Below are 15,300 nucleotides of genomic sequence, written 5' to 3' on the forward strand. Positions count from 1 at the left end.
CCGACGTTGAACGTAGACTCATGATGCAGCGCCGAGAACAGTTGCAATGCGGTTGCAGTGCGGGTTGCAATGACCGCGGCCCGGCGAGACGGGCGAACGCGGCGCGAGCGGGCCGCACATCGGGCGGCGCGGGGGCGTGGCGGCCTCGACTACGCTCAGGCGGCCCGCGGACGAGCCATCACTGAGCAATTTGCGCGCCGCACGCCGGTCGTGCGAGTGACGCAAGGCGAAGTGCGCGAAGGCAGCAGTCGGTGCGTCATTCGCGTCATCGTGCGACATCCGCGAAACCGAGCGGATGAAATCGAAACCGCCGCAGCGCCAACCTGCGGCGCGACTTGAGCGCCGGCTTCGGCGCCGATCTTCGGCCAGCCGGAAGCGACGCTCCCGGCCCGTGCCTCAGATCTGGACCATCTCGAAGTCTTCCTTGCGCGCACCGCACTCGGGGCACGTCCAGTTGATCGGCACATCCTCCCAGCGCGTGCCGGGCGCGATGCCTTCGTCTGGCAAACCGGCTTCTTCATCGTAGATCCAGCCGCAGATCAGGCACATCCAGCTTCTATATTCCATTCTTATGCCGCGTCGAAAAGTCCAAAAAACCGCACGCCCGCACCCGTCGATGACCCTGCGGGTGCGAGGTGAAGGCGGTTGGGGAAACCTGCCAGGAAACAAGAGCCATGATGGTACCGTGTTGCCGTTTTTATGCCTAGCAACCGTGACGCCGCGCGCCTCGCGTGCGCTCCAACTACGCGCTGTGCGGCGGCCATGCGAAATTCCCTTGCGCGAGACGGCTCATCCGGCCCCTGTGAGCGCCGCCAGGCGGCATAATTGAACGGACAGCGGCAAACCGGCGTTTCGCCGTCCGCCGCAACCGCCTTGCATTTGCAGCGAGCCAACCTTTCTCGTCACGTTCATGCCCAGCGACACCCCTCCCATCGTCCTTACCTTCAGCCTCTCCGATCCGACCAGCGGCGGCGGCCTGCAAGCCGATCTGCTCACGCTCGCCAGCATGGGCTGCCACGGTGTCACCGCGTTGACGGGTTACACCGTGCGCGATTCCGCGGGCTGCGACGAAGTCACCGGCCTCGATCCCGAAACCGTCGCGAGCCAGGCGCGCATGCTGCTCGAGGACATGCCCGTCGCGGCGTTCAAGATCGGTGCCGGCACGCGCGCGGAAGTGGTGAGCGCGATCGCCGAAGTCGTCGCCGACTATGACGAAGTGCCGCTCGTGCTCGCGCCCGACTTCACGCTCGACGACGAACACGTGCTCGCCGCCGACGAACTGCGCGAAGTGGTCGCCGACCTGCTCGTGCCGCAAACCACGCTGCTGGTCGCCGACGTCTCGGTGCTGCTCGCGCTCGCGCAGCCGGACGGCGACGCCGAAGCGCCCAGCATCGACGCCGCCATCTCGCATCTGCTCGCCACGGGCTGCGAGTACATCCTCGCGATGGAAACCGGCTCGCACCGCGTGGTGAACACGCTCTACAGCGAGGAAGGCCAGTTGCGTCAAGACTTCTGGGACCGCGCGAACAATCCGGTGATGGGCGTGACCGACACGCTCGGCGCGGCCATCGCCGCCCTGCTCGCCAACGGCCAGGAACCGCCCGAGGCCGTGCGCGAGGCGCAGGAGTATCTCTATCAGACCGTGCAGGGCGCGTTCCGCCCGGGCATGGGCGCTTGGGTGCCGGACCGCTTCTTCTGGGCACGCAGCAACGACGCCGAAACGTCGGACGAGGAAGGCGAGGCGTAACCGGCATACGCCGATCAACCCGCGCGGCAGCCCCGGCTCCCGCGCGCGAGACAAAAACGCCAGACGTAAAAAAAACCCGCATCGCTGCGGGTTTTTTCTTTTGCGGACGATGGAAACACGCCGCGAGGCGCATTTCCATCGGCACGTCGATGTAAATCGCGGAGGTCTTTCGACCCACCGAATTTACATGTCCATGCCCATGCCGCCCATGCCGCCGGGCATGCCGCCGGGCATCGGTGCATCTTCCTTCGCGACTTCGACCACTGCTGCGTCCGTCGTCAGGAGCAGGCCAGCGACCGAAGCTGCGTTTTGCAGCGCCGTACGCGTAACCTTCGTCGGGTCGACGACACCAGCTTCGACCATGTCGACGTACTCGCCCGTTGCTGCGTTGTAGCCGTAGTTGCCCGAACCTTGAGCAACCGCTGCCACGACGACCGACGCTTCTTCGCCACCGTTCGTGACGATCTGGCGCAGCGGCTCTTCCATCGCGCGCAGGACGATCTTGATACCTGCGTCCTGGTCTGCGTTGACGCCCTTCAGGCCCGTCACAGCAACGCGAGCACGGATCAGCGCAACGCCGCCGCCCGGGACGATGCCTTCTTCAACGGCAGCGCGGGTTGCGTGCAGCGCGTCTTCCACGCGTGCCTTCTTTTCCTTCATTTCGACTTCGGTCGCAGCGCCAACCTTGATCACTGCCACGCCGCCTGCCAGCTTGGCAACGCGCTCTTGCAGCTTTTCACGGTCGTAGTCCGACGTCGCTTCTTCGATCTGCGTGCGGATTTGCTTGACGCGCGCTTCGATGCTTGCGGCTTCGCCTGCACCGTCGATGATCGTCGTGTTTTCCTTGCCCACTTCGATGCGCTTCGCTTGACCGAGTTCGTTCAGCGTTGCCTTTTCGAGCGTCAGGCCGGTTTCTTCCGCGACGACTTGACCGCCGGTCAGGATCGCGATGTCTTCCAGCATGGCCTTGCGGCGGTCGCCGAAACCCGGAGCCTTGACGGCGACGGTCTTCAGGATGCCACGGATGTTGTTGACGACCAGCGTAGCCAGCGCTTCGCCTTCGACGTCTTCAGCGATGATCAGCAGCGGACGGCCAGCCTTCGCGACTTGTTCCAGGATCGGCAGCAGATCGCGGATGTTCGAGATCTTCTTGTCGAACAGCAGGACAAACGGGTTGTCCAGAACGGCGACTTGCTTGTCCGGGTTGTTGATGAAGTACGGCGACAGGTAGCCGCGGTCGAACTGCATACCTTCGACGACTTCGAGTTCGTCTTGCAGCGACTTGCCGTCTTCGACGGTGATGACGCCTTCCTTGCCAACCTTGTCCATCGCTTCAGCGATACGGTCGCCGATCGACGAATCGCTGTTCGCCGAGATCGAGCCGACTTGCGCGATTTCCTTGTTGGTCGTGCAGGGCTTGCTGATCTTGCGCAGTTCTTCGATCGCGGCTGCAACAGCCTTGTCGATGCCGCGCTTCAGGTCCATCGGGTTCATGCCCGATGCGACGTACTTCATGCCTTCGCGAACGATCGATTGCGCGAGGACGGTTGCCGTCGTCGTGCCGTCGCCTGCGTTGTCGCTGGTCTTGGAAGCAACTTCCTTGACCATTTGCGCGCCCATGTTCTGGAGCTTGTCCTTCAGCTCGATTTCCTTCGCGACCGAGACACCGTCCTTGGTGACCGTCGGGCCGCCGAACGAGCGCTCGAGGACCACGTTGCGGCCCTTCGGACCCAGCGTGACCTTCACAGCGTTGGCGAGAATGTTCACGCCTTCAACCATCTTGGAACGGGCGGAATCGCCGAACACGACGTCTTTAGCTGCCATCTTCTAACTCCTTGAATTCTTGATGAATGAGCGGTGGGCTGAGCTTACTTCTGCACCACGGCCATGATGTCTTCTTCGCGCATCACGAGCAGTTCGTTGCCATCGACCTTGACGGTCTGGCCAGCGTACTTGCCGAACAGGACGCGATCGCCGACCTTGACGTCGAGCGCGATCAGGGAGCCCTTGTCGTCACGCTTGCCCGGGCCCGTGGCCAGGACTTCACCTTGATCCGGCTTTTCTGCCGCAGCGTCCGGGATCACGATGCCCGAAGCGGTCTTGGTTTCTTGATCCAGGCGCTTGACGATCACGCGATCATGCAAAGGACGAAGGTTCATGGATAGATCCTCTCTCTTGATTGGGACTTGAAGAGACTCAAGAAAACCTGGTTGGCGAAGGTGCCAGCCAGAGATATGTGTACACCGAGCGTTGTTAGCACTCTCATGCGGTGAGTGCTAATTATATGGACGGGTAGTGACAAATTCAAGAAGGGGGGCGGAGACAAAAGTGTCGAGGCTGTCGGATGAGGGATCTTGAGGCGGCGTGGTCTTCTTTGCGACGCTCCTGCGCAACCTGAAAGACCAATTAGTTACGCAAAAACAACGACATAGAAATCCGGCCGCGTCGCACGCTTCGCTTCCACACGGCAATCGGCAACTGCTCGAAACCGCGTTTTTTGCACGCCGAGGCGCGAGAGCTCCGATATTTTTTTCGCCCAGGGGAATCCCGACCCTGCTGTGCGCAGTGCCAGAAATGCGTCCTTCCGGCTGGCGCGATAAGGATCACACCCCATTATTCTGAGCCACGCGCTTGGTGCCCTATCCCACTGAGCCGGCCACCGAAATCGCGCAGCATGGTGGCCGATTCGTCGCGTCGTCTCCCACCTCCCGGATAGCACGCCAAATGACCCATAGCGCCAGCCGACGTCGCTACGACGTCCTTGACGGACTCAGAGGCATCGCCGCGACCATGGTCATGGTGTATCACTTCACGCTGTTCGGACGATGGCCGCTCTTTCCGAACGGGAATATCTGCGTCGATCTATTTTTCATTCTGAGCGGCTTCGTCATCTTTCACTCTTACGGGGAAAAGCTCGCGAATCGCTCGATGAGCCACACACGCTATCTGGCGAAGCGCCTGATACGCCTGTACCCGATGCTCGTTATCTCGTCGCTCATCGGCATACCGACGCTCGTATTCATCAACAGCCTCGGTCTTGCAAACTTCACTCGCCCAGGTCTCATAGCGGCGGCGGCATCCAATGTGTTGATGATTCCCTACCTGGGCGACAGATCGATCAACAATATGGGCATACCGGGCCATGCTGATCCCGCATCGGCGTCCATAGGATCGATTTTCCCGATCAACGATCCGGCGTGGTCGCTGTTCTTCGAAATCGTGGCGAGCGGATTGTTCCTGTTATTCGTTCGGGCCAATGAAAAGAAGCTGTTCTTCATTGCGGCATGGGGGGCGGTCACCACGCTACTCATCGCCTTGCTGGTGGAACTCAACGCGGGCCGACTCGCGCTTCAATTCGGGCTCGGATGGGGTACGTCGAATTTTTTGGGCGGATTTAGCAGGGTCGTTTACGGATTCGCGATGGGCATCCTCGTTTATCGACTCCACCTTCGCGAGAATCAGCCCGCCCTGCTGATCGCCTTACGCAAATGGATTCCGTCCGAAGCCGCGCTCTATGGACTGTTTGCGGCTATTTGCGCGTTTCCTTATCTCGTACGCGGAATCTATCCGTTCTCCATTATTTTCACGATCGCGCCGATTCTGGTTTGGCGCGGCGCCGAACTCGATGTCTCTTCCACGCGATCCAGCCATTTGACGCGTCTGCTGGGTCGCTTGTCGTATCCGATCTACCTGCTTCACTTCCCTATCGGCCGCCTGGTTTTTGCGTTGTCGAAGAGCGGGCAAGAAGCGCAGGCGGTCTTTATCTCGATCATCGCCACGCTGATCGCGGCCTGGCTTGTCGAGCGTTTCGTCGATCACCCGATCAGACAATGGCTCGAACAATCGCTGGTGCGCCGAAACGCGCCGGCCTCACAAGCAGAAGCACGGCCGAATTGTTCGACTCTGCTCGATTAGCGGCGCATTTCACGCTCGCCGTATGCCACCAGCAGCCGGCTTGCGTGCGCCAGGCAGCAGTGACGTGCGCGTTGCGCGCGGATACTCTGCGGCAGTGCAACGTGAGATGACCGCGGAAACGTAGATGATCAACCCTGATACCCGGGACAGTCCCCGTCGCCAATTAATCGTCTATTTCAATGGCACTTTCGTCAACAACCGGAATGGCGCGCATGTCCGCGTGACGTCGCTGCTCAATCTGCTGATCGGTTACGGCTGCAAAATCACCGTCTACAGTTACTCGAACCACGGGGAGTGTCCGTGGGGCGACGCCGAGCGCACGATTTTCAGCAAACAGTTTCCCGGCGTCGCGCTCGTACTCGACCGGCGTTCGCCAGTGCTGCGTTATTGGGGAAAAGCCAAAAAGAAACTAAGCGGCGTTTTTCCGGATTGGATTCCGCGACTGCTCGGCGCTCATCTGCCCGCGCTGACGCCCAATTACGACCGGCTCCGAAAGCAGTATCCCGACGCGCTATTCATCGTCAATTACGCCAATGGCCTGCTGGAACTGAACGGCATCGATCCCGATTGCTGCGTGATCGAAACGCACGATATCGACTTCCTGCAATTCAGCAAGCGCTTTGGACACGCGCTCACGAGCCGCAGAATTGCCGAGAAATTTCGCAGCGAAACCGGCTTGCTGCAAAGCGCGCTTTCATTGCTCGCGATTGCGCGCACGGAGGCCGGGATGTTCCGGCTGTTCTTTCCGCACAAGCCGGTATTCTTTTTGCCGAAATACAGTGTCGCGAGTCATCGCAATTTAGACGCGCTACAGGGCGGCGGCGATATCGATCTGCTTTTTATCGGCTCGCGCAATCCGTTCAACGTGGATGGCATTATCCATTTCATCGACGAGCAACGCGAATTGCTGCAGCGTTTTTCTCTGGCGATCGCGGGCGAGGTCAGCATGAATCCCGAAGTCGTCGAAAAGGCATCGGCGATCGGCACTATCCGGCTACTCGGTTTCGTCGACGATCTGGACGCGCTTTACCGGCGCGCGAAGATCGTGATTGCGCCTGTCGATGGAACGGGCCTGAAAATCAAGGTGGTCGAAGCGTTGGCGGCGGGCAAGCCGGTGTTCGGCTCGCGTCATTCGCTGGAAGGCTTGCCGCCCGGCAGCGAACGTTGCGCCTTTCTGATCGACGCCGGGCAGATCAGCGCGATCTTGTCCGATGCGGCCAGCCTGAATGCAGCTTCGGAAGCAGCGCTCGCTTATTCGCAATCACAGGCGAGCACTGGCGATATTGCGGAGTTCCGGGAGTTTCTCGATACCCAACGCGTCGTCGACTGGCCATCTACTGTTCGATAAGCGGCCTTCCTTAAAGACGCATCATCGGCGCGGTTTAAAACCGCGCCGAATGCGCTCAACGAATCCGGTTAAGATTTCGGACGATCCGCCTGCGAACAGGCACGACGACTTTCATCACCGAAGCCTTTGCACTGTCGCTCCCTGCGTTTGCTCCAGGGTCCTGCGGATGCACGCCGATTTTCCGCAGGTAATGATTGGCGGCCAGAATACGCCCGCGTGCGCGGCTCGCATTGGTCTCGTAGACGAACGCATACGAAACGCTGCGCTCCCCGCCGGTTTTCACCCAATGCGGCGCGTCTTGCGGTTGATGAAAGCCGCGCCCAGGCATCAGGCTGAAGACGTGCTCGAGACTCTTGTCGCGCGTGCGCAAATCCACCTGCCCGATCTCGATCTTCCCTTCCACATAGAAGTCTTCGAGTTCTTCCACACGAATCGCCGAAGGCGGATAAACGTGATATTGCTTGCCGCCTTCGATCTGGAAAAAGTGATTGATCTCCGGATCGAAATGAAATGGCGTGGTGGCGGAAGCCGAACTGATAAAGAGCGCCGACTCCAGCCGTACGACTTTTTCGCCGTTCAAACCGCCTCGCAATTCGACCACGCGTTCGAACAGCGTATTCAAGAGATCGCGGTACGCGCTGTCGTATTTCTCGGGACGCTTCAAGAGCATGCGTGTCGGCGAGGTGGCGAGCATCGCCAGTGCTTCATCAGGCTTCGACGGTTTCGATTTGACATCGAAGAATCGCGTTCCCGGCGTGGGCGCCGACTGCGAAATGTAGTAGTCGCCCGGCTCCGCGCCGTACTTGCCCGCCAGCGCCGCGAGCGCGTCGGGCTGAAACATCGGAAGCCGATGCAGATAGTGCTCGAAACCGAACGGCTTCGTATTGAACGCGTTCGTATAAACGGCCCGGTCAACGACCAAAAGCTCATTTGCGGAAGGTAGCATCATGGTTAATCCGGGCTGTCTTAATCACGGTCTGAGTTACGGTCGCAAACGTGGCGCACGCCTTTGCGAAGCTCATTTTTTCATGGTCGAACGCTTCGCCACTTTCCGGGTGGCGAGCATGAAAAAATCAAAATCGGTCATCGCTTGTTGCGATACTAGCTACCTTTCTTCCATGTCGACGAGACGACGCGCTTTGCCGCGCTCGCGGTCGAATACGCCATCACCTTGACCTGATCGCGCAACGCACTGCGTCCAGGCGGCTGCGGATCGATGCCGAGTTTTCTCAGATAATGATTGGCGCGATAGATATTCGCCCGCACCGAATCGATAAACTGGAAATTCACACTCAAGGTCACCGACACGTTGTCCTTGTTTTGCAGCCAATGCGGACAATTGACCGGCACGTGCACCCCGTTGCCAGGCGCCAGTTTGTACAGACGGGCTCGGTCCTGCATTTCAGGCCGATAGTTGGGCGCGTTGTTATCCAGCGCCCAGAACTGCTCTATCTCGACTTCCGGCAGAATCTCCCGGTCGTTGCGGTCGAAGATGTAGATATCTTTTTGCCCCTGAATCTGCAGAATAAAATTGCATTCACGATCGATGTGATACGCAGTCACCCGTTTCGGCGAGGTCGCGAAAATGATGATGTCCTCGACGAGAATCTTCTTTTCGATGCCGTTGCCGACCAGCCGCTTGATCTCCGCGATCGTCTGACTGAACAGCTCGGTATAAGCCGGGTCCTTCTGCGCGCTGCGGAAGATGAACCACGCGTTCGATTCTTCCAGTTGCCTTAGCGCGCTCAGTGGCGAAAATTCGCGATTCGTATCTTTCCACTTCTGCCCGGGAACGACATCGCCCATGTCGAAATAGAGATCGGACGGGCGCGTCCTCAGCGAGCGGTCCGCCAGTTCCAGCAATTGCGGCAACTGAAGCAGCGGATGACGCGCCAGCTTGTGGGTGACCTCGAAACTATTGCGTTCGAAGTTCTCTTTAAATGCTGAATAACTTGAGTTAATCCACGTGTTCGGCAGCTCCGCCTCGCCAACGGGTGGAATCGTCGTGCAGATGTCCATGCATCGCTCCTTTCTGTCTGTCGTAGACCGGAAACGGGACCTGCGGCGTCAAATTCCCCAACGGTGTCGACACGCGGGGAACCTGGACTGGACGAGTCGCCGACATCAATCGGCTAGTCTCCATTTATCGTTGTTATGCAGATACTGCCTGAAACGTTAAGACGAAACGCTGAAAACATCACACGGCGTTTTCATCCGGCATTCGCTTGCCGATGCGGCGTCGCCTTGCACGCTACACAGCGACGCCGGCGCGGCGCGACCCGGAACGCTTGGCTACTAATCTACTATCGGGCATCCGGGCTCAATGTGCGCTCACCAACACACGCCTCGAAAGGGATCGCGCGCTAGCCGCGGGCCACTCGCGCCCCACCTCCGCACCACTCAATCTGCACCGGTGGAAAGTCCGACGTCCCCAGATTCTCGATCTGAATATACGAAGGCCATTCATTCGCCGCGCTGGCAAACAAGCCCGTTTGCGTCTGCGAAAAACCGATGCGCTCAAAGTAGTCGTGACACGTCGCGTTCTTGCCCGTGTCCACCAGTTCCGCGTGAATCTGCGGCTGCGCCTTCAGCGCCAGCCGGGTCGCCACCGCGCCCACCACCAGTTCCGCGCCCAGCCCAAACACGCGACATGACAGCACCACCTGCACGATGCTTTCGCACTTGATCAGGCACACCGAAATGATGCCGTTGTCGATCAGTTTGTCGCGCAGCGAAGAAACAATGCAATAGCCGCCCTTGCTGATGAACTTCTCGAACTCCGATTTCTCCCAGCGCTTGCCCGTGGTATTGAATTGATTCGTCTTGTTGATCAACTCGAAAGCGCGCTCGAAGTATTTCGATTTCGGCGTCTTGATCAGATAAAACGACTGACGAAGCTGCAACGATGCCAGCCATTCCTCGCGCGATGCCCCGCTCCCCGCATCGACACTGGCCTCGCGCTGCGAAATGGCGCGCACGAGTTCCGTGCGTCGTGCCGACTCCTCGGTGACGACCGGCACCTGCGTTTCCGCCGAACGCAAAATGATGCGCCGCCAATCGTAGTGATTGCCGCCCAGACAGCGAATCTCGGGAATCGCCGCTTTCACCTCGGACAATTCACGGTCGTTGTCGTCGATGAACACGCAGTTGCCCGGCAGCAGATTCACTTCCTTCATGATCTCGCGAATATTCTGCGACTTCGGCTGCCAGTTGATTCGCACGCTCGCGAAATCGTCGAGCGTGATCGCACCGCGCCAGATCGCATTAAAGCGCTCGATGGTCGGCGCTTCGTCGTTCTTGCTGCAGATCGCGAGCAGACCGCCGCGCTTCTTGTAGAACAGCAATGCTTCCACGAGACCGATCGGCCAGCCTTCGATGCGCTCGAAAGGATTCAGTCCCTCGCCTTCCGCGGCCACGCCGCGCCATAGCGTATCGTCGAGATCGACGATGATCAGCTTTACCGGATTGCGCTGCGCGACGATCTTGACGATCGCTTCCACGCGCGCGAGCAGCGCAAGCGTGAATTCACGCGACGCCACTTCATACGTGACCATATTGATCAGCGCTTTCGGTGCATTCAAACGACTGGCGTCGAGCTTGAAGTCCCAATCGTTGATAAACGAAGCGTGCGAGCTGCTCAGCAGCACATCGTCCTGCAGATGCCGGCGGCCGACGAAATTCAGAATCTCGTTGGCGTCGAGAAAATAACCGTTGCTCGTTTTGCGGACCGCATCGAACAGCAGCCGATTAATCTCGCGCACCAGATAGCTGGGCGACGTCAAACCCGATTGATCGATCAGGTCGCCGAGGTAATTGAAACTCGGCTCGAAAAACGACATGAACAGAATAGGCGCCGTGGTGATCTGCGCGGTAAGCTGGCCGACCTTCAGCGCGATGAATTCGCCGACGCTAGCCAGCAGCGCGCGCGCCTCGTCGTCGGACTGCAGGCGCGCGAAGAGCATGTCGACTGCGGGCTCGGGCGTGTTCGCGGCCTCGCTCAGAATATGGCGCAGCGTCAGGTTCACCACCACCACGTCGTCGTTCGCGGCCGCCGTCGGCACGGGCTCATGACGCTTCGAGCCCATGACGATGTGCCGGATGTTGTGACCGGTGTTCGCGCTGCGCTTGCCGAGAATTTCGACACCGCACGTACCCAGCAGCAGAATATTGAGCTTGCGCGCATCGATGGCCAGCGACGTCGGTGGCAGCGGCAAATTCACCTGTTTATCGGCGATGGAGGTATAGAAGAAATCGCGGATAAATTGACGCATTTCGGCCCCCTCGAGTCAAAGCGTTCAGAACCGCACGGAGGCACACCGGTTGCGCGAAACAACGCGCCTGTTCTTGCGGAAGCCTGCGCCATAGCGCATTGGTGCAATACGCACGCTTCGTCCAAACGTTGCCCGTGTGTGCTCGGCGATTACAGCAGAGACCCGCCGCGATCTCTGTGCGCCGACATACACAAGGCCGTCCGACTCAAAACACGCGGGCGCCTGAATCCACGATCACAGCGTCATACCGGCAAATTGCCGGGCTGAATCCGCCTGCGCAACTGCTTGATCAGATTCACGCCGCTGCGGCCTATCACAAGCCGCGCGAACAGCGGCACGCGCCCTTTGCCTGGAACCGCAATCTCGCCCGCCATGATTCGTCCGACGAAATCGAGCCGCATCGCCCAATTCATATTCTTGTAAATCAGCACGTCGAAGACAAACGAGGAAGCATGCCACTTCGACATATGCTTGTGATATTTCCCGAGAAAAACCAGACTCGGCTCGCTGCTCGGCACGCGCGATATTTTGTCGACCCGGCCGCTCAATGAATATTCCACCAGGGCGTCATGTAAATAAACAAACGCACAGCCCTCCATTTGCGCATTAATCGCGAAATCCCAATCCTGATGGCGGCGTAAAGACCCGTCGAAACTGATTTGCGGGTAATGATGCCGCCACATCATGATCGACGATGTCTGGATATAGCCGCGTTCCAGCAGAATGAAATCGAGCATCGACTGGCCGTCATAAGGCGCGGTATTGCCGAGCATGCGCCGGCTTCCGTCGGTCAGCACCACATTGCTGAACAGCACCTTCGCTTCGCTCTCCGACGGCCGCGCGCCAAAGGCCGCGAGACACCGTTCGAGCTTGTTGGGCAGCCAGCGGTCGTCCGCGTCCAGAAAGGCGATCAGGTCGCCCGTCGCCGCTTCGATGCCGCGGTTGCGGCACCACGCGGCCCCGCGATTGACCGTTTCGCGAATCAGGTGCAGCGCAATGTCGTCGCCGCAATGACTCGGCAAGTCGAACGCCATGCCCGACGCATCGTCCACCACGATGATTTCGTGCGGAATAACCGTCTGCGTCGAGATCGACTCGATCGCCATCCACAATAAATCGACACTGTTGTAGTGCGGAATTATCACACTCACGTTATAGCCGGACACACACTCATGCCGCATCCCACACCTCGGATCAAAATTTCGAAAAATCCCTCACGCGAAGAGCAAAGAAGAGCCCATCCCTGCGGCTATACCGGCGGGCAATGAATGACACCAGGCCAATTCAAAAATGACGATTAACTGGACGTTCCGCTTGACTGCTCAAATAGTGGAAACCATAAAATCGTTTTTTCAGGCCGAGTGCGTTCCCGGTCCCGGAGAAACAACGCGGAACCGAATCATTGATTCAAAGCCGGCCAATGGACGAACAGACGAGCAAACGCACAGACAAACGCGCGCCACGCGTGGCATACGTCGATCGCGTCCTCGAGCCGCAGCAAACCTTGCGTATTCGTGCCGACGCGCAATCCCCAAGCTTTTCGGACCGGGATCGGCATCGCATTATGTCTGGAACAGCACATGCGCCCGTTCAGCCGTCATAAGAGGCTGCGTCTAACGGCTCGCCGCCACAGGGGAGCCGGTCGACGTTGGCGTCGAGGCACGCGGCGACGTTCTGCTTTGACCCGTCGCCACGTGCGCTATGCTGTCGAGGATCGTAAGGCGACGCCCGATCCCGTTCCGTGGGGTGGCCAACAATTCAGGGGCAAATTCGCTCGGCAAATTTCTAATCGGGTCTTACAATCAATCCGCTTACTGCTGCCTACCTTTTAGCTTTCAATGCCCGTTTCCTCGCTCACGCCGCCCGCCGCGCAAGACGTTCACATCTGGCGCTGGGATCTCGATGCAGACGACGCGCAGCTCGACAGCGACTGGCAGACGCTCTCCGATCAGGAGCGCGAGCGCGCCGGTAAATTCCGCTTCGAACGTCATCGTCGCCGCTTCGTGGCGGGGCGCGGCGAACTCCGCCGCCTGCTCGGCGGCTATCTCGGTCTCCCCGCGCACGCGGTCACGCTCGACTACGGCGAGCAAGGCAAGCCCTTTTGCACGAGTCAGCCCGCGGACTGGACGCTCTGCTTCAATCTTAGCCACAGCGAACACCGGGCGGCGCTCGCCGTGTCGAACGGCATCGAGATCGGCATCGACGTGGAAATGGTGCGGCCGTTCGAAGAGAGCCTGCCCGTCGAAGTGTTTTCCAGGTGCGAGCGCGCGCAATTCACCACGTTGCCCGACGCACGTCGGCAAGCGGTGTTCTTCGAAACCTGGGCGCGCAAGGAAGCCTGTCTGAAAGCGCTCGGCACCGGCTTCATCCTGCCGCCCGATCATTTCGAATTCGATATCGCGATCAGCGGCGACACCACGCCCTGCCGCGTCGGCGGCGATGCGCACGAAGCCGCGCACTGGCGCGTGCACGCGCTCGCGGATCTGCCCGATTGCGCGGGCGCGGTGGCGGCACGCCACGCAGACTGGGCACCCGTCTTCATGAATCGCCGATGAAATAAGCCTGCGCGCGCCTTTTGCGCACGCACTATGTTTGGCGGCGCACAGAGGCTTCGGCGCCGCTTTGCTCCAATCGCTCCACCCGGACCAGCAGCGTGGCAAAAGACGCGAATTCCTTCGCGCAGCACACGCAAGGGGAGGCGAGCGATGAGCCAAGCCATCACAGGCGAGGACGCCGATAAAACGCGCACGATCGAGGCGATGCGAGGTATCGCCGCGATGGCGGTCGCGTTATTCCACTGCCGTCTGATTGCGTGGATCGGCATACGCGCCTATACGTCCGGACCGCATCTCAGGCTCTCGCTCGACACGGCCCTCGCCTGGCTGACGATACCGTTCGTCTGGGGACCGATTGGCGTGCCGGTCTTCTTCGTCATCAGCGGTTACTGCATTCATCGCAGCCAGGCGGCGCGGCTCGCGCGCCATCCGCATTACCGGCTCGATACGCACGACTTTCTGTGGCGGCGCTTCGTGCGCATCTATCCCGTGCTGTTCTGCGCGCTTCTGCTGACCTGGGCGCTCGACAATTTCAGCCTTCAGTTCCGCGTGCACGACGCCCAGCTCGGCGACGGCAGTCTGTGGACCTTCGTCGCGAATCTGTTCGCCTTGCAGGGCATCGTCGCGCCGACCTACGGCTCGAACACCGCGCTCTGGACGCTCTCGCTCGAAGTGCAGTTCTATCTGCTCTACCCGCTGCTGTTCGCCGTGCAGCGCCGCCTCGGACCGAACCGCACGCTCGTCGCGCTGATGGCGCTTGCGACCGTCTCGTATGCGCTGCTCGACCGCCACGGCGTGCTGATCTTCACCACTTACTGGTCCTGCTGGTATCTCGGCGCGTGGATCGCCGAACGCGACGTGCGCGGCCAGCGGCTTTCACGCGGCTGGCTGCTGCTCGCGACGCCGCCGTTGCTGGTGCTCGGCGGCGTCATGTCGACGCGCGGCGCCATGACGACGGGCGGCGCGCGCATTCTCTGGTGCCTGCCCTGGGCGCTCGCGTTCACGCCCTGCTTCGACGCGCTGCTGCACGCCCGCCCGCGCGGCGCGTTCGTCATGCACGCGCTCGAAAAAGTCGGCGATTTCAGCTACTCGCTCTATATCGTGCACATGCCGGTCTGCATCGCGCTGTTTTCCTGGCTGCTGCATTCGACGCGTCAAGTCAGCATCCTCTGGGCCTTCGCCTGTTTCTTCATCGCGCTCGCCAGCGCTTACGTATTCCATCTGCTGGTCGAACGCCCCGCAATTGCCGTGCTGCGCCGCGCGTCGGCGCGACGCCAGCTTGCCGCGAGCCAGGCGGGCGCCGCCTGAGCGCAAGCGCACGCGCGTGCGCAAAAACACGCAGTGTTGCGCGCAGGACTCGCCGCGCATCCGTGTGTGCGACGCCGTACGGACAGTCGCGCCTCACAAAATTAAATTTGACTTACAGAATATTTCTCGCCCGCAAACGGCTGCTGAATAAGCCGC

At 60.0% G+C, this 15,300-nt stretch carries 12 protein-coding genes; 5 read left to right on the forward strand and 7 right to left on the reverse strand.

Annotated elements, in window-relative coordinates; all coding sequences use genetic code 11:
• Positions 1–396: 396 nt before the first annotated feature.
• Complete coding sequence (locus tag G3N97_RS09680) at positions 397–567, reverse strand: rubredoxin (RefSeq protein WP_008342674.1); 171 nt, start codon at positions 565–567, stop codon at positions 397–399.
• Between the two features lie 343 nt (positions 568–910).
• On the opposite strand from G3N97_RS09680, the gene G3N97_RS09685 reads away from it, so the two are divergent.
• Entirely contained in the window at positions 911–1,747 is an 837-nt protein-coding gene (locus G3N97_RS09685) for a hydroxymethylpyrimidine/phosphomethylpyrimidine kinase (RefSeq protein ID WP_205993005.1), read from the forward strand.
• Positions 1,748–1,930: 183 nt separating this feature from the next.
• Here G3N97_RS09685 and groL read toward each other — a convergent pair whose 3' ends face one another.
• Both groL and G3N97_RS09695 read right to left on the reverse strand, forming a co-directional pair.
• Positions 1,931–3,571 carry a chaperonin GroEL gene (gene groL / locus G3N97_RS09690; RefSeq protein ID WP_065057246.1) on the reverse strand — a complete coding sequence of 547 codons (1,641 nt, stop codon included), beginning with the start codon at positions 3,569–3,571 and terminating at the stop codon, positions 1,931–1,933.
• Between the two features lie 44 nt (positions 3,572–3,615).
• Positions 3,616–3,906 carry a co-chaperone GroES gene (locus G3N97_RS09695; protein WP_027816722.1) on the reverse strand — a complete coding sequence of 97 codons (291 nt, stop codon included), beginning with the start codon at positions 3,904–3,906 and terminating at the stop codon, positions 3,616–3,618.
• Positions 3,907–4,471: 565 nt separating this feature from the next.
• On the opposite strand from G3N97_RS09695, the gene G3N97_RS09700 reads away from it, so the two are divergent.
• Positions 4,472–5,662, forward strand: coding sequence for an acyltransferase (locus G3N97_RS09700; RefSeq protein WP_205993006.1), 1,191 nt, complete (start codon positions 4,472–4,474; stop codon positions 5,660–5,662).
• 220 nt (positions 5,663–5,882) lie between these two features.
• Entirely contained in the window at positions 5,883–7,010 is a 1,128-nt protein-coding gene (locus G3N97_RS09705; protein WP_205993007.1) for a glycosyltransferase family 4 protein, read from the forward strand.
• A gap of 55 nt (positions 7,011–7,065) precedes the next feature.
• Here G3N97_RS09705 and G3N97_RS09710 read toward each other — a convergent pair whose 3' ends face one another.
• The 4 genes from G3N97_RS09710 to G3N97_RS09725 all read right to left on the reverse strand — a co-directional run bounded on the left by G3N97_RS09710 (position 7,066) and on the right by G3N97_RS09725 (position 12,462).
• Complete coding sequence (locus G3N97_RS09710; RefSeq protein WP_205993008.1) at positions 7,066–7,704, reverse strand: hypothetical protein; 639 nt, start codon at positions 7,702–7,704, stop codon at positions 7,066–7,068.
• Positions 7,705–8,111: 407 nt separating this feature from the next.
• Positions 8,112–9,029 carry a transcriptional regulator gene (locus G3N97_RS09715; RefSeq protein WP_205993009.1) on the reverse strand — a complete coding sequence of 306 codons (918 nt, stop codon included), beginning with the start codon at positions 9,027–9,029 and terminating at the stop codon, positions 8,112–8,114.
• Between the two features lie 344 nt (positions 9,030–9,373).
• Complete coding sequence (locus G3N97_RS09720) at positions 9,374–11,281, reverse strand: HAD-IIIC family phosphatase (protein WP_205993010.1); 1,908 nt, start codon at positions 11,279–11,281, stop codon at positions 9,374–9,376.
• A 242-nt stretch (positions 11,282–11,523) separates the two neighbouring features.
• Entirely contained in the window at positions 11,524–12,462 is a 939-nt protein-coding gene (locus G3N97_RS09725; RefSeq protein WP_205993011.1) for a glycosyltransferase family 2 protein, read from the reverse strand.
• Positions 12,463–13,119: 657 nt separating this feature from the next.
• On the opposite strand from G3N97_RS09725, the gene G3N97_RS09730 reads away from it, so the two are divergent.
• Together G3N97_RS09730 and G3N97_RS09735 are read left to right on the forward strand one after the other, a co-directional pair.
• Entirely contained in the window at positions 13,120–13,836 is a 717-nt protein-coding gene (locus G3N97_RS09730) for a 4'-phosphopantetheinyl transferase superfamily protein (protein WP_205993012.1), read from the forward strand.
• Between the two features lie 150 nt (positions 13,837–13,986).
• Positions 13,987–15,144 carry an acyltransferase gene (locus G3N97_RS09735; protein ID WP_205993013.1) on the forward strand — a complete coding sequence of 386 codons (1,158 nt, stop codon included), beginning with the start codon at positions 13,987–13,989 and terminating at the stop codon, positions 15,142–15,144.
• The last annotated feature ends 156 nt before the right edge of the window (positions 15,145–15,300 follow it).

Origin of the sequence: Paraburkholderia sp. Ac-20347, assembly GCF_017104805.1 — a bacterium.
Classification (GTDB): Bacteria; Pseudomonadota; Gammaproteobacteria; order Burkholderiales; family Burkholderiaceae; genus Paraburkholderia; species Paraburkholderia tropica.

Bases quoted from the DNA above. Each gene is read 5' to 3' on its own strand.
- G3N97_RS09680 (WP_008342674.1), bottom strand. From the start codon at position 567: ATGGAATATAGAAGCTGGATGTGCCTGATCTGCGGCTGGATCTACGAT.
- G3N97_RS09685 (WP_205993005.1), top strand. From the start codon at position 911: ATGCCCAGCGACACCCCTCCCATCGTCCTTACCTTCAGCCTCTCCGAT.
- groL (WP_065057246.1), bottom strand. From the start codon at position 3,571: ATGGCAGCTAAAGACGTCGTGTTCGGCGATTCCGCCCGTTCCAAGATG.
- G3N97_RS09695 (WP_027816722.1), bottom strand. From the start codon at position 3,906: ATGAACCTTCGTCCTTTGCATGATCGCGTGATCGTCAAGCGCCTGGAT.
- G3N97_RS09700 (WP_205993006.1), top strand. From the start codon at position 4,472: ATGACCCATAGCGCCAGCCGACGTCGCTACGACGTCCTTGACGGACTC.
- G3N97_RS09710 (WP_205993008.1), bottom strand. From the start codon at position 7,704: ATGCTCGCCACCTCGCCGACACGCATGCTCTTGAAGCGTCCCGAGAAA.
- G3N97_RS09715 (WP_205993009.1), bottom strand. From the start codon at position 9,029: ATGGACATCTGCACGACGATTCCACCCGTTGGCGAGGCGGAGCTGCCG.
- G3N97_RS09720 (WP_205993010.1), bottom strand. From the start codon at position 11,281: ATGCGTCAATTTATCCGCGATTTCTTCTATACCTCCATCGCCGATAAA.
- G3N97_RS09725 (WP_205993011.1), bottom strand. From the start codon at position 12,462: ATGCGGCATGAGTGTGTGTCCGGCTATAACGTGAGTGTGATAATTCCG.
- G3N97_RS09730 (WP_205993012.1), top strand. From the start codon at position 13,120: ATGCCCGTTTCCTCGCTCACGCCGCCCGCCGCGCAAGACGTTCACATC.
- G3N97_RS09735 (WP_205993013.1), top strand. From the start codon at position 13,987: ATGAGCCAAGCCATCACAGGCGAGGACGCCGATAAAACGCGCACGATC.